Here is a 15,480-nt window from a genome sequence, read left to right as displayed (position 1 = left end):
TTTTTATGTTATTATAATACTTTACTTTAATATAATCCTAACATAATTACTATATATTGTAAATTACATAGTAATTATTTGTGAAAATTAAATTATAATAATTAACTTTTAATTAAGTATTTATTAAATATGAATTTTAAACATTTATTAATGATATAATTAACATAATTTAAGGAGGAAATTATTATGAAAGTGAATTTACAGTCTTTTAACCTGAGATTAAAAGAAAGCTATACAAGATTTTGTTCAACATTTATTTTCTTGTTATTTTATCTAATTGCTACTTATCTTTTAGATTTAGATTTTCTTAATATTAAACATTATTCTTTATATTATGGATTTTTTATAGGTATTTTTATATCTATTCTTGTAAATATATTTATAGAGAATAAAAAGATCTATTCAAATAAAAAGAAAAATATTGTATCTTTTATAATATCTTTGATTGTTTCTGTTTTTTGGTCTGTTGTTATGTATAGATTACCTCAAGAAAGGGTTTTTAATTTATATTATGTAACATTTTATGAATATAATCGACTTAATCTAGTATATTATAGTTTTATTTTAATAACTATATGTTTATCAATATATTTTTTATATTACAAAGAAAATGAAAAAACTCTTTTTTCACATCTAATAAAAAGTGTCACAATAAGCGGATTTATATCTACAATTTTATTTATTGGTATGGCAGTTTGCATAACCGCATTTAGTGTACTTATTTTACCAATGGAAACAATATATATTTATGTAATTTTAGCTAAATTATGTTTTATATTTGTTAATATAAGTTTAATTTTAGTGTCAATACCGAAAAAAGACAGTGAAATAATTATCCCTAAATTTTATAAGGTAATAATCAAAAATATTTTATTACCTCTATTTATTGTTCTTATAGGAATACTATATGTTTATATTCTTAAAATAATAATTACATTAAACTTACCTGTGGGAGAAATAAATATATTTGCCTCTCTCGCTTTACTTGGTTTTGTATTCCTATATTTAAATCTTTTAAATGAAGAAGATAAATACAGTATGTTATATAAACAATATGGCGGTTATTTAATGATACCAATAATAATAACTCAGCTTATATTTATATATATAAGATTAAATGCCTACGGTCTTACTGAAACAAGGGTATTATCACTTATGTTTATAATTATAGGAATAATTTTCCTTGTTAATTCAATTATGAAAAAGAACATAAAAAATCCGTTTTTAATAGCTGCTGTTATAATATTTATCTTTACCCTATCCCCCCTTAACATTTATAATATTTCAAACTTCAATCAAGAATCAAGGCTTATAAGTGTTCTTAAAAAGAATGATATGTTAAAGGGAAACGAAATAGTAAAATCAAATAACCTAAGTGATGAAGATAAACAAATAATACAAAGCAGTCATCAATATCTTGTACATTCAGCTGGAAAAAAATCAGACTTTGTAAAAAGTATTATAGAAAAAACTGATACAGAAAATTTGTATGGATTTAAGTTTAAAGAAACATATGAATTTTCTGATTTTAGAGATGAAGAATATTATGAAGATGAAAATATAGAATATTTCTCTTTTTATCATGATTATGAAGGAGAAGAAATAAGCATAAAAGGATACAGCAAAATGTATGATCTATGGATTGAAGGGACTAAAATAAACCAGTATGGCATTAATATAGATTTATATGACTACTTTTATGATTTATATGAAAATAACAAAAATATTGGTACCATTGATAAAAAGTTAACATATGATATAGATAAAAATACGAGAATAGTCTTTACTTCAATAGATTTTTCAATAGAAGAAGAAAACATATCAGATTGTACTTTCTCTATTTATTTACTAAAAAAATAAAAAAAGCAGGTTTAACCTGCTTTTTTAATATAATTTTTCTTATTATATTACTTTATTATAAATAAATTTTAGAAATTATTTTTATAATTTTATTTTATAATCATAAAAAAATCGGATATACATCCGATTAAATTTCTTTATGGCAGGGGCAGAAGGACTTGAACCCTCGGCACGTGGTTTTGGAGACCACTGCTCTACCAACTGAGCTATACCCCTATTTTTGACACTATAAAATTATATCAAATTTTGTAAAAATGTCAATATATATTTTTAATTTATTAAGCCTTATTTTTACTTCCACAAACTTCAATAAGTTCTTTTACTCTTAATTTTAAAGTTTCAATTCCCGCTTTATTATATTCTTTTGGATCATAAATACTTTCCATTTTTAAACAATCTCTTACACCTTTTGTAAACGCAGCTCTTAAATCCGTTGCATAATTTACTTTACACATTCCAAGACTTATTGCCTTTTTAACATCTTTATCTTTAGTTCCGCTTGTACCATGTAGAACCAAAGGAACACTAACCATTTTATTTATTTTATCAAGTCTTTCAAAATCTAAATTAGGAGCTTTTTTATAAAAACCATGAGCCGTTCCTATTGCAATTGCAAGAGATGAACAATTTGTTCTATCAGCAAATTCTAAAGCTTTGTCAGGGTTGGTTAGAAGTGCGTCTTTTTCATTTACTATTGTTTCGTCTTCTTTTCCTCCTACCCTGCCAAGTTCACATTCAACTGGAGCATTATACTTTGAAGCATAATCAATAACCTTTTTTGATAGAGCAATATTTTCCTCAAAATCAAGTTTTGAACCATCAATCATAACAGATGTATATCCTGCGTCTATACATCTGTTGCAAAGCTCATAACTTGCTCCGTGATCAAGATGAAGAACAATATCAAAATTATATTCTTTGGCATAATAATTTACTATTTCATAAGCTACTTCAGGAGCAATATACTTAAGAGTTGAAGTTGTTGTCTGCATTATTACAGGAGAATTTTCTTCGCTGCATGCTTCGATTATTCCTTTTGCCATTTCCATATTTTCAAAGTTAAAAGCTGGAATAGCATATTTTTCTTCTTTTGCTTTTTTAAATAACTGTGTTGATGATATAAGTGCCATAATTACTCCTTACCTAAGTTGTCTTTACTTTTTATAATCTCTGTATTTTCCATATCTTCATGAGTTTTTTCTGTATTTATATCAGTTACATTATCTAATTCTCTTTTCTCTAAACAAATATTCTCTTCTGCATTGTATTTTATATTCTCTTTTTTATGTGTTTTTCTAATTATAATAATTCCAACTATTCCAATAATTATAAGTGCAAGACTTACAATCTGAGCTGTTCTAAGACCAAATATCATAAGTGAATCTGTTCTTAAACCTTCTATAAAAAATCTACCTATAGAATAATATATGAAATAAGAACAAATAAGTTCACCATCATATTTCTTAAACTTCTTGTCTATTATGAAATACAAAAGCAAAAATCCCAGAAAATCCCAAATTGATTCATAGAGAAATGTAGGATGAACCATAATTGAACCAAGTACTGGATCAATAACATTAATTGCCCAAGGAAGAGTAGTCTGTACGCCATGAGCTTCCATATTAAAGAAGTTTCCCCATCTTCCTATACTTTGTGCTAACAAGAAACAAGGAGCTACTATATCCAAAATGAAAAGGACATTTAATTTTTTGCTTCTACTTACTAAATATATACCTATAAAAGCACCTATAAGTCCGCCGTGTATAGCAAGTCCCCCATTCCATATTTTATAAATATCAGATAAGTGATTGCTATAGTAAGACCATTCAAATAATACATAATAAAGTCTTGCTCCAATAATTCCAAGAGGCAGACAAACTATCAAATAATCATATATAATATCAGTATCAATACCAAGTTTTTTTAGTGTTCTTGAACCTACTAAAAGAGCAAGAACTATTCCCGTTAGTATACATATTGCATACCATCTTATTTCAATTCCAAAGATTGAAAATGCTATTGGATTAGGTGTCAACATTTTTTATCCTCCTAAAAATACATATGGGAATTATATCACACATACATTCATTTATAAATATTTTTATATATATATTATTTCAATTTTACCTAAAATATTATATAATAAATTTTAGTTTTTTGATAAGGAGATAAAATAATGTCAATACCATTTACACATTTACATGTACATACAGAATACTCATTACTCGATGGATTTTGCAGAATAAAAGAACTACCAAAATACGTTAAAGAAATGGGTATGGACAGTATTGCAATTACCGATCATGGCAATATGTTTGGTATTATAGATTTTTATAGAGCATGTAAAGCAGAAGGGATAAAACCTGTTCTTGGATGTGAAGTATATATGACAACCGGAGATAGAAAAGGCAGAGACCCAATAAACGACAGACAAAGATTCCACCTTATCTTATTAGCCGAAAATGATATTGGATATAAAAACCTTATGAAAATTGTATCAATTGCTTACACAGAAGGTTTTTATTATAAACCAAGGGCAGATTTTGATTTACTTGAAAAATATTCAGAAGGTATTATTGCAACAAGTGCCTGTATAGCAGGTGTTATTCCAAGAAAAATCAATTCGGGAGAACTGACTGAGGCAAGAAAATACCTTGAAAAATTTATTAATATTTACGGTAAAGACAATTTCTTTTTAGAAATACAAGACCATGGTTTAAGAGAAGAAAAAACTGCAAATGAAGAATTAATTAAGCTTGCAAAAGAGTATGGTGTAGGACTTATTGCCACTAATGACTCTCATTATTTAAGAAAAACTGATGCAGAAGCACATGATGTTCTTCTTTGTGTGCAATCTTCAAGCAACCTAAATGATGAAAACAGACTTCGTTTCCCAAATGACGAATTTTATATAAAATCCCCTGAAGAAATGAGCGAACTATTTAAATATTGCCCTGAAGCTATAGAAAATACTCATAAAATCGCTGAAAGATGTAATGTTGAAATAGAATTCGGACATTATCACTTACCTGTATTCCCTCTTCCTGAAGGAATGACATCACAGGAATATTTAAAAAAATTATGTACCGAGGGTTTATATAAAAAATATAAAAACGTCACAAAAGAACTAACAGAAAGACTTGAATATGAACTAAGCGTTATTAACGATATGGGATTTAACGATTATTTCCTTATTGTTTGGGATTTCATAAATTATTCCAGAACACACGGTATACCGGTAGGACCAGGAAGAGGTAGTGCTGCAGGAAGTATAGTCAGTTATACCCTAGATATTACACAAATTGACCCTATAAAATATTCTCTTATCTTTGAAAGGTTCTTAAACAAAGAAAGGGTATCAATGCCCGATATTGATATCGACTTTTGTTATGAAAATCGTCATAGAGCAATAGAGTACGTTATTGATAAATATGGATTTGATAACGTAAGTCAAATTGTTACGTTCGGAACATTAAAACCAAAAGCTGCCGTAAAAGATATTGCAAGATGTATGGGAATCAGCTTTGAACAATCAAACAAAATTGCAAAAATGATTCCTGATGAAAATAAAATTACTGTTCAAAAAGCAATAGACATGAATCCTGAGCTTCATCAATTATACGATGAAGACCCTACAATTACTAAGCTTTTGGATACGGCAAAAGCCGTAGAAGGTATGCCTAGACATTCATCAACTCATGCTGCGGGAGTAATAATATCCGATAGACCTGTTAGCGATTATGTTCCCCTATATCTAAATAAAGACAGTATAGCCGCACAATTCAACATGATTACGGTTGAAGAATTGGGGCTACTTAAAATGGACTTTTTAGGACTTAAAAACCTAACAGTAATTAAACATACTTTAGATAATATTAAACTATCCAAAGGTATTGATGTAGATATTGATAATATCAGCTTTAAAGACCAAAACGTTTATGACACAATAAGCAGAGGAGATACAATAGGCGTATTCCAATTAGCAAGCCCTGGAATGCAAAACTTTATGCAAAGACTAAAACCAAATACTTTTGAAGATATCATAGCGGGTATCTCCCTTTATCGTCCGGGACCTATGGATATGATTCCTACATATATTGAAAATAAACATAACCCTGAAAATATCACATATCTTCACCCTTCTTTAGAGCCTATCTTAAACGTAACATATGGTATAATCATTTATCAAGAACAAGTTATGCAGATAGTTAGAGATTTAGCCGGATATTCTATGGGACGTAGTGATAATATTCGTAGAGCCATGGGTAAGAAAAAACATGAAGTAATCGCAAAAGAAAGAGAAGTATTCTTACACGGTAACGAAGAAGCTTATAACAAAGGCGAAGATAAAGAAAAAGTGCACGGATGTGTAGCAATTGGAATAGACGAAAAAACAGGCAATGAAATATATGACTTAATGGAAAAATTCGCATCATATGGATTTAATAAATCCCATGCTGCGGCATATGGTGTTATTTCATACCAAACAGCCTATTTAAAAACTTATTATCCTGCTGAATTTATGGCTGCGTTAATTACTGTTTATATCGGTTCTGATGATAGAATGTTATACATGAACCACTTAAAAGAACAAGGAATAGAGTTATTACCTCCTGATGTAAACAAAAGTTATGCTAGATTTACAGTAGATAACGGAAGTGTAAGATTTGGTTTACTTGCTCTTAGAGGTCTTGGAGAAGGTGCTATTGAAGAAATAGTTGAAGCAAGAGAAACAAAAGGAGATTTTACGTCCTTCCCTGATTTTGTAAATAAAATTGAATTCCACTCTTTAAATAAAAAAGGAGTTGAAAGCCTTATTTTATCAGGTGCATTTGATTCACTTGGAAATAACAGAAGAGAACTTTATACTATTTATGAAGAATTTTTAAATAACACTTTAAAACAAAGAAAACAAAATATTTCAGGACAAACAACTCTTCTTGATATGCTTTCACAGGAAGAAAACGAGCAAATTGAAATGCATATCCCTACAATGAGTGAATTTGAAAATGCTGATAAACTTAAATACGAAAAAGAAGTTCTTGGAATGTACATAAGCGGACATCCTTTAAGAGAGTTTGAAGAGGATCTTAATAAATATACAAGCATGAAACTTTATGAAGTATATGATATGTACGGCAAGAAAAAAAGTGAAGATAAAGATGAAAGTGAAGGAGAAATAGAACCAAAAGTTCAAAATAAATACTCAAAATATAATAGCAACAAAAGAGAAAGCATAAGTATTGGCGGTTTAATAACAAACGTTAAAGTAATATATACAAAAAAAGATAATAAACAAATGGCGTTTATGAGTATTGAAGATTTGACTGATGACATGGAAATAGTTGTTTTCCCAAGAACCTTTGAAGAATATAAAAACATATTACAAACGGATAACAAAGTAATAATCAAAGGTCAAGTAAGTGTTAAAGAAGAAGATGAAGAAGTAAGCGTTTCGATTATTGCAGATAAAATTTACGACCTTGAAGATAAAAGAACAAGACCACCTGCTGTAAGAAAGAAAACAAAAGCACCAATAGTTAAAACAATTGAAAAAACAGCTCAGTCCCCTGAAATAAAAAAAGCTAATTCAAATAAAATAATGGGAAAATCGCTTATACTTGTTTTAAATAAAATAAGTCCAAAAACTATGAGTGATATTAGACAGCTCTTTGTTAAATATAAAGGAGATAAAAAAGTTGTGTTATTCTCCCCTGTTTCAAAAAAATCTTATGTTGCAGATAAAAGTATGTGGGTAAGCCTTGAATTTGGATTAATTGACGAACTAGCTGAGCTTATTGGAAAAAACAATATAATAATAAAATAAAAGAACCTAAACAGGTTCTTTTTTAATGCTTTTTTATTAATTTTTTTAGCAATATTGTTACAATTTATGATAAAATGTAATATATCGTAAACATTTAGATATTTTATACATGTAAAGTGAAGGATGAAAATGGATAACGAAAATAACAGAGATTTTTTAAATAGTGAAAAGGGTGAATTTATAGTAAATAAAAAAGATGAAGATAAAGAAAAAATAAATACAATGTCTGAAAAAGGAGAATTTATCGTAAACAAAAAAATTGATGAAGAAGTCAAAAATGAAACAAATAAAATAGAAGAAAAAGGAGAATATGAATATATAATAATTACTCCAAACAAATAAAAAGACTGCTTATGCAGTCTTTTTTTTAGTCTCTAATAATTTCAAGCATATCGCCGTTTTTACATCCTGCAGCGTTACCTTCTTCAATATCGATATGCATTTCAAGTCCACATCTTTCATTAGATCTGATTAATACATTTTCAAAAATCAAACCTCTTTCTCCAGGAACTCTTACTTTAACGATATCTCCATCTTTAACGCCGTATTCTTTAGCTTGAGGTATAGTCATGTGAATATGTCTGCTTGCAACTATAACCCCTTTATCAATTTCAACTTCACCTTTAGGACCTCTTAAAATACATCCAGGTGTTCCGTCTAAATCCCAAGAATCTCTGATTACTTTAGGTACGCCAAGTTTAAAAGTATCACTTGCTAAAATTTCGATTTGTGCATGAGGTCTTGCAGGACCAAGAACTCTCATTTTTATCGTACCTTTTGGACCTACAACATCAACAAATTCTTCTGCAGCGAATTGTCCAGGTTGAGAAATAGGTTTTTTTATAGTTAATTCATAGCCTTCACCAAATAAAGCATCTATATCTTTTCTACTAAGATGAACGTGTTTATTTGAAAGACCTACAGGTACTTTAGTTTTCATCTATCTATAATTCTCCTTCAATAATTAATTTAAATGTTTACCACGAATATTCTATCACAAATCACAAAATTTGTACATATTTTTTAAAAACTTATAATCTTTTTCTTATAAGTTCAAATTCTTTTAATTCAACCCCATCAGTTTTAATAAATAATCTTTCTTTTGGGTGAGGAGTACTTTCTACAGCTTCTCCTTTTTCATTATACATTTCTTTTATTTTAAAAGTTATGCTCTTTTCTCTTGGTCTTACAAGCTCAAGTTCATCACCAATAAAGAATTTATTTCTTTGTTCTATTTCATACATTCCTTTTTCTTCATTGTAACCTATAACTTGAGCAACAAAATCATAATTTCTTGTATATGAACTTGTTCCATAATTTTGAGAAGACGAATCAGCTTTTCCAAAGAAGAAACCTTCAGTATATTGTCTGTGGCTTACTTTAGTAAGCTCTTCATATAAACTAGAATCAACTTTGTAATTTGCTCTGTCTTTTTCATAAGCATCTATAGCATTTCTATAAGCATTTACAACTGTTGAAACGTAGAATATACTCTTCATTCTTCCTTCAATTTTAAAACTGTCTACACCAGCTTCAATAAGTTCATGAATATGATTAATAAGACATAAATCTTTTGAATTAAAGATAAAACTTCCTTCTTTGTGTTCTTCAATTGGAAATTCTTCTCCCGGTCTTGTACTTTCAACTAAAGAATATTTCCATCTACAAGGCTGTGCACAGTCTCCCCTGTTTGCATCTCTTCCTGTTAGATAGTTACTAAGAAGACATCTTCCTGAATATGAAATACACATTGCACCATGTACAAATGTTTCTATTTCCATTCCTTCAGGCTTATTTTGACATATGCCTTTAATATCTTCAAAAGAAAGCTCTCTTGCAAGAACAATTCTGTTTACACCATTTCTTTTCCAAAATTCAATGCTTTTATAGTTAGTTGTACTTGACTGTGTAGAAAGAGATATTTTCATATTTGGAAGTGTATCTCTTATTGTCATAATAACTCCGGGATCAGCGGCAATAATACCATCAACCCCGGCGTTATCAAGTTCTTTTATATATTTTGAAAGTTCTGTAAAATCATTATTTCTTGCTGAAATATTTATAGTTACATAAACTTTACCGTTTCTATCATGGGCAAACTGTGCTCCTTCACGAATTTCATCAATTGTAAAATTCCCTGCATTAGCACGCATCGAAAAACTTTTCCCACCTAAATATACCGCATCGGCACCATAGGTAAAAGCATATTTTAATTTTTCTAAATCTCCAGCAGGAGCAAGTAATTCACTCATATTTTTATTTCCTTTTCTATATTAAATTATAAATTAATTTTTCTTGTCCAATTATATTTATCTTCTAATTTACCCCATTGTATACCTGTTAGAGTATCATATAATTTTTGTGTTAAATCCCCTGTTTTGAATCCATTAATTTCGATTTTTTCGCCTTTATAACATAATTCACCGATTGGAGAGATTACAGCAGCAGTACCTGTACCAAAAGCTTCTGTTAATTTTCCATTTCTTCCTGCTTCCATTAATTCGTCAATGCTTAAGTCTCTTTCTTCAACATCATAACCCCAGTCTTTTAAAATATGAATTATAGAATCACGTGTAACACCTGGAAGAACAGAACCTTCAAGAGCTGCTGTAACAACTTTACCGTCAATTACAAACATTGCATTCATTGTTCCAACTTCTTCAACGTATTTTCTGTGTACACCATCTAACCAAAGTACTTGTGTATAACCATTTTTTTCTGCTTTAACTTGTGCAGCTATACTTGCAGCATAGTTACCACCGCATTTTGTAAAACCAGTACCACCTTTTACGGCTCTTACATATTCATCTTCTACCCAAATTTTTACAGGATTAACACCTTCTGGATAATAAGCACCAACAGGTGATAAAATGATAATGAATTTATATGTTTTTGCAGGATGAACTCCAACACTTGCTTCACTGGCATACATGAATGGTCTTATGTATAAAGAAGTTTCTTCTTTTGTAGGAACCCAATCTTTTTCACATTTTACCAATGCTTCAACTGCTTCAATAAACATATCTTCAGGCACACCTGGCATACAAATTCTTTTATTTGAATTAATCATTCTTCTTGCATTCATTTCAGGTCTAAATAATAATATTTCACCTTTTTCATTTCTGTATGCTTTTAAACCTTCAAAAGTTTCTTGTGCATAATGTAAAACCATTGTTGCAGGATCAACCGCTAAAGGGCCATATGGTACGATTCTAGCATCATGCCAGCCTTTTCCTTCTGTATAGTCCATAACAAACATATGGTCTGTAAAATAATTACCAAAACCTAAATTGTTTTGATCCGGTTTTTCTTTTCTTTGTTCTACCAATTCATATTTTATATCCATTTTAATCTCTCCTTAATCGTTAATGTTATATTTAAAAGCCTTAAAAGACTTTTCGTCCGTTGGAATAACTAAATTCTTTGTTGCCATATCTTTTTTTACTTTTTCTATAGTAGTATATTCATTTGAACTTTGATCAAAAAAAGTCTGATTTAACTTTAAATCTATTACAGAGTCTAGTACACCTAAATCACTACAACTTTTTGAATATGATTCAAAGATTACGGCATCACAAATTGAAATTACTGCACTTTTATAATCCTTGTTTATTTGTGCAAGTTTTATTTCATTATCAGATTTATTATATAAATCTGAATCAATCACTTTAAATCCTTTTTCTTTGGCAACATTATTTACACCTATTGCCCCAGCTCCACATACAGTAAATACTACATCTACTTTATCATTATATAGTTTTTCAGCTTTTTTTTCGGCTTCTTCTGCACTCATATAAGAATTTATATATTCTTTTTTAACTTTAATTTTAGAATTAACAGCTTTAACACCGCTTAAGAAACCATATTCGTAATCAAGGTCTCTATCATCATAAGCTCCAATATAACCAACTACATTACTTTTTGTTTCTAATGCAGCCAAAACTCCTGCTAAAAATGCTGCTTCTTCATTTTTAAAAGTAACACTCATTGCATTGTTTGTTTCATCATTATAACCTATAAAACCTAAATTACTACCTGAGTATTCGCTTTGAGCGGCAAGAAGAGCAGAACATACAGCCGATGAATTAGACACAACCAAATCATATTGGGCAGCTGAAAGCAAAGATGTTGCCATTGATTCATATTCAGTATTTGTCTTTGGAGTATAAATATCCAAACTATATTCATAATTTCCAAAAGATTCATTAATACCTTCAATAACTTGTTTGTTAAAACTTTCTTCTGCTCCGTATGTATCAGTCATATATGCTATTTTATATTCTTTACCATTTTTACTGTTTACTGCGCTTTCTTTTTTACTTCCTCCACATCCAAACAATGTCAGGGCAAAAAATAAAGCCATTATTATGCTAATAAATTTTTTCATTTTTAACCTCTTAATTATTTATACTTATATCTGTATAATATATTTATTTTATGCTTTTTTCATATTTTTTTCAAGTTTTTTATAATATTAATTTTTATATTTATAAATCATTTTAATAAAAAATATAAATAAAAAAAAGTGTTATTAAAATAACACTTTTTTAATTTAATTCATCAATAAACTCTTCTGCCCCTGTTGCACAAATTGCTCCGTCTGAAGCCGCTGTAACAACTTGTCTTAAAGATTTTTTCCTTACATCTCCAGCAACAAACAATCCTTTTATTGAAGTTTGAAGAGAGTCATCTGTTATTATATAGCCACTTTCATCAACATCAACCATGTTTTTAACTAAATCACTGTTAGGATTATGACCTACAAACATGAACACTCCGTCTGTTTTATAATCATAAATTTCCCCTGTTTTTTTATTTTTAACTTTTATTACGGTTACCATACCATTTTCACCAATTATTTCTACAGGTTCATGGCTTAGAAGGAAATGAATTTTATCGTTTTCTCTTGCTTTCTTTTCCCAGCTCTTTCCACCTCTAAATTCATCTCTTCTATGAATAATTGTAACTTTTTTTGCAAATTTCGTTAAGTATATTGCTTCTTTTAATGCAGTATCTCCACCACCTACAACGCAAACTTCAAAGCCTGTAAAAAACATTGCATCACAAGTTGCACAATACGAAACACCCATTCCCCTATATTCTTTCTCTCCTTTTATTCCAAGTTCTCTCGGAGAAGAACCTGAAGCAATTATACAACTTTTTGAAATATATTCGTCTTTGTTTGCTTTAACATAAAACAAACCATCATCTTTTTTTTCTATGCTTAAAACTTCGTCATTTATTATTTTTGCACCAAAGCTTAAACATTGCTCTTTCATTTTTTCAACAAGTTCAGGACCTGTTACTTCACTGGCACCTGGATAATTTTCAATTTCCGTAGTTGTTGTAATTTGTCCACCAACCACAGCTTTTTCTATAATTAAAGTATTTAAAGTTGCCCTTGAAGCATAAAGCCCCGCACTTAGTCCCGCAGGACCGGCACCGATAATTATTACATCATATCTCATTTTTACCTCCTATGGAAGCATGTCAAATTGTCTTTTTGAAAGAAGCTCAACATATTCTTTAACAAAACTTCCTATATGGGCAGTATAGTCACCTATTCTTTCTAGATCTGCCACTATGTCAAAGTATACTACACCTGCTTCCGGTGTGCAAGCTTTTCTATTTAATCTGTCGATATGAGCCATTCTTAGTTCATCTTCTTTTTTATCAATTTGTTCCTCAACCAAATCTGTTTTAACAGCTTTTGCAATATCTTTTTCTTTGAATGCATCTATAGCACATCTTAAATTATTTTTTACCATTTCATACATTCCCATAAGTTCTTTTGTTGCATTTTCACTAAATACTGTGTTTTCTTCTTTCTTAAGTTGAGCAATCCTAATCATACTCATACAGTAATCACCGATTCTTTCTATATCATGTATTACTTGATGTAAATGAACCGTAAAATCTGCACTTTGTATATTTGCATCCAATGCAGAAATCTTAATTACAAAATCAGCAATACCCGTTTCATATTTATTAATTAAATTTTCTAACATTTTTACTTCTTCTTCATTGTCATATTTATCATTTATACAAGCATCAGAAGCAAGATTTACTGATTTATACGCAAGTTCAGCCATTGTTTCTACTTCATTTAAAACTTCTGAAACAGCAAAAGCAGGATTTTCAAGCAAAATATCGTTTAGTTTTAACTCGAAACCTTCTTCTTCGTTAGTTTCTTTCTTAACAGGAAGAATTTTTTCTATAAATGATATGATAGGTTTACTTAGGAAAAGTAACAAACTTGCATTACATACATTAAATAACGTATGGAAATTCGCAATTTGTTTTGTAGGGTCACTTCCTGAAATATCAAGAATAAAGTTAAATACAAAACTGTCACCATTTGCAGAGAATGCACCTGTAAGGAATAATAGTGTCATCATCCAAATTACCCCTATTGTTTTTGTTATCAAATGGAAAACAGCAGCTTGTTTAGCTTGTCTGTCTACACCTATCATAGCAATCATTGCAGTTGCACATGTTCCAATATTCATACCAAGAACAATCGGAATTAAAACACCTAAAGCTTCATAACCTTCAACACCTGCGAATGCTCCCCCAATAGCAAGAGCTTGAAGTAAACCAATTGATGCTGAAGATGATTGAATAACAGCAGTAACAAATACACCGGCAAACATTCCAAGAATAGGATATTTACCTAAACTTATAAGCATATTAGTAAAAATAGGATTATTCGCAAGCGGTTTTAACACATCCGACATAACACTTATTCCAAAGAATAAAATACCAAAACCAAGTATACATTCACTTAAATGTATAGTTTTGTCTTTTTTTGCAAACATCCTTATTGCTGCACCAAGACCGATAAATAAAGGTGCATATTCTGATAAATTAAGAGCTATAATTTGACCTGTTATTGTAGTACCGATATCAGCCCCAAGAATTACACCTGCAGCTTGAACAAGGCTCATTAAGTTTGCATTAACAAGTCCAACAACCAAAACAGTAGTTGCAGACGAACTTTGTATAATTATAGTAACAATAGTACCAAGAGCAAGAGCTTTTATAGGGTTACTGGTAACTTTATTTAAAATATCTTTTAATTTATTACCTGCGGCTTTTTTTAACCCTTCCCCCATTAAGTCCATTCCATACAAAAAAAGCCCAAGACCTCCAAAAAGCTGGATTAACATCATAACACTCATAACAATTTCCTCCCAATAACATAAATGTTTGATTTAGTTTGTTTTTAGTTTAGTTTATTTTATTTCATATGTTTAAATTCTGTCTGTCTTAAGGCTTCATATAAAATCACGCAAACACTGTTGGATAAATTTAAACATCTTGCATTCTCTTTTGGTATCATAGGTATCCTAAGTCTCGTATCCTTGTATTTCTCGTGTATGAAATCCGGAAGCCCCTTTGTTTCAGACCCGAACATAAAATAGTCATTATCACAAAAATTAAAAGAAGAATAATTTTTATCTCCTTTTGTTGTGAGTAAATATAAATTTTTTATATCATTCTTTTCTAAAAATTCATCAAAATTTTCATAAACATGTATGTCTGCTTCATTCCAATAATCAAGACCGGCTCTTTTTAAATGCTTGTCTCTTATACTAAAACCCAAAGGTTTAATTAAGTGAAGTCTTGAATTTGTTACAGCACAGGTTCTTACTATATTACCTGTATTTTGTGGAATTTCAGGATTAAATAAAACTATATTAAACATAAATTATCTCCGTTTTTCTTATATAAAATTAAAAAAATCTTAAATAATATATCATATTTTAAATTTATTTTACTATGTATTTATA

Annotated in this window: 12 protein-coding genes and 1 tRNA gene; 3 read left to right on the top strand and 10 right to left on the bottom strand. The window is 29.4% G+C overall.

Features of this window, described 5'->3' with window-relative positions; all coding sequences use genetic code 11:
- The first annotated feature begins 186 nt into the window (after positions 1–186).
- Positions 187–1,860 carry a DUF4153 domain-containing protein gene (locus ACTQYZ_RS09345; protein WP_441416480.1) on the top strand — a complete coding sequence of 558 codons (1,674 nt, stop codon included), beginning with the start codon at positions 187–189 and terminating at the stop codon, positions 1,858–1,860.
- Positions 1,861–2,000: 140 nt separating this feature from the next.
- Here the strand turns inward: ACTQYZ_RS09345 and ACTQYZ_RS09340 are convergent.
- The 3 genes from ACTQYZ_RS09340 to lgt form a co-directional block, all read right to left on the bottom strand.
- Positions 2,001–2,076: transfer RNA gene (locus ACTQYZ_RS09340), tRNA-Trp, on the bottom strand.
- 62 nt (positions 2,077–2,138) lie between these two features.
- Complete coding sequence (locus tag ACTQYZ_RS09335; protein ID WP_441416479.1) at positions 2,139–2,990, bottom strand: class II fructose-bisphosphate aldolase; 852 nt, start codon at positions 2,988–2,990, stop codon at positions 2,139–2,141.
- A gap of 2 nt (positions 2,991–2,992) precedes the next feature.
- Positions 2,993–3,898: a prolipoprotein diacylglyceryl transferase gene (gene lgt / locus ACTQYZ_RS09330; protein WP_441021610.1), complete on the bottom strand. Its 906-nt coding sequence runs from the start codon at positions 3,896–3,898 to the stop codon at positions 2,993–2,995.
- 138 nt (positions 3,899–4,036) lie between these two features.
- On the opposite strand from lgt, the gene ACTQYZ_RS09325 reads away from it, so the two are divergent.
- Both ACTQYZ_RS09325 and ACTQYZ_RS09320 read left to right on the top strand, forming a co-directional pair.
- Positions 4,037–7,687: a DNA polymerase III subunit alpha gene (locus ACTQYZ_RS09325; protein ID WP_441416478.1), complete on the top strand. Its 3,651-nt coding sequence runs from the start codon at positions 4,037–4,039 to the stop codon at positions 7,685–7,687.
- 129 nt (positions 7,688–7,816) lie between these two features.
- Complete coding sequence (locus ACTQYZ_RS09320) at positions 7,817–8,029, top strand: hypothetical protein (protein ID WP_441416477.1); 213 nt, start codon at positions 7,817–7,819, stop codon at positions 8,027–8,029.
- 25 nt (positions 8,030–8,054) lie between these two features.
- Here ACTQYZ_RS09320 and pduL read toward each other — a convergent pair whose 3' ends face one another.
- From pduL to trmL, 7 genes are all read right to left on the bottom strand, one after another.
- Positions 8,055–8,627 (bottom strand): phosphate propanoyltransferase, encoded by a 573-nt coding sequence (gene pduL / locus ACTQYZ_RS09315; RefSeq protein WP_329380582.1) that lies wholly within the window; start codon positions 8,625–8,627, stop codon positions 8,055–8,057.
- Positions 8,628–8,718: 91 nt separating this feature from the next.
- A complete protein-coding gene (locus ACTQYZ_RS09310) occupies positions 8,719–9,939 on the bottom strand; it encodes a peptidase U32 family protein (RefSeq protein WP_441416476.1) in 1,221 nt (406 codons plus the stop codon).
- Positions 9,940–9,965: 26 nt separating this feature from the next.
- A complete protein-coding gene (locus ACTQYZ_RS09305) occupies positions 9,966–11,033 on the bottom strand; it encodes a branched-chain amino acid aminotransferase (protein WP_441021618.1) in 1,068 nt (355 codons plus the stop codon).
- Positions 11,034–11,045: 12 nt separating this feature from the next.
- The gene (locus tag ACTQYZ_RS09300) at positions 11,046–12,074 is read right to left on the bottom strand and encodes a BMP family ABC transporter substrate-binding protein (protein WP_441021620.1); all 1,029 of its coding nucleotides are present in this window, start codon (positions 12,072–12,074) and stop codon (positions 11,046–11,048) included.
- 160 nt (positions 12,075–12,234) lie between these two features.
- A complete protein-coding gene (gene trxB, locus ACTQYZ_RS09295; protein WP_441021622.1) occupies positions 12,235–13,155 on the bottom strand; it encodes a thioredoxin-disulfide reductase in 921 nt (306 codons plus the stop codon).
- 9 nt (positions 13,156–13,164) lie between these two features.
- Positions 13,165–14,868: a Na/Pi cotransporter family protein gene (locus ACTQYZ_RS09290; RefSeq protein WP_441021624.1), complete on the bottom strand. Its 1,704-nt coding sequence runs from the start codon at positions 14,866–14,868 to the stop codon at positions 13,165–13,167.
- Positions 14,869–14,927: 59 nt separating this feature from the next.
- Entirely contained in the window at positions 14,928–15,395 is a 468-nt protein-coding gene (gene trmL, locus ACTQYZ_RS09285; protein WP_441021625.1) for a tRNA (uridine(34)/cytosine(34)/5-carboxymethylaminomethyluridine(34)-2'-O)-methyltransferase TrmL, read from the bottom strand.
- Between the last annotated feature and the right edge of the window lie 85 nt (positions 15,396–15,480).

Source organism: Anaerofustis sp. LCP19S3_F7 (genome assembly GCF_052119445.1).
Taxonomy (GTDB): Bacteria; Bacillota; Clostridia; order Eubacteriales; family Anaerofustaceae; genus Anaerofustis; species Anaerofustis butyriciformans.
This window is presented reverse-complemented; position numbering and strand designations above follow the sequence as displayed.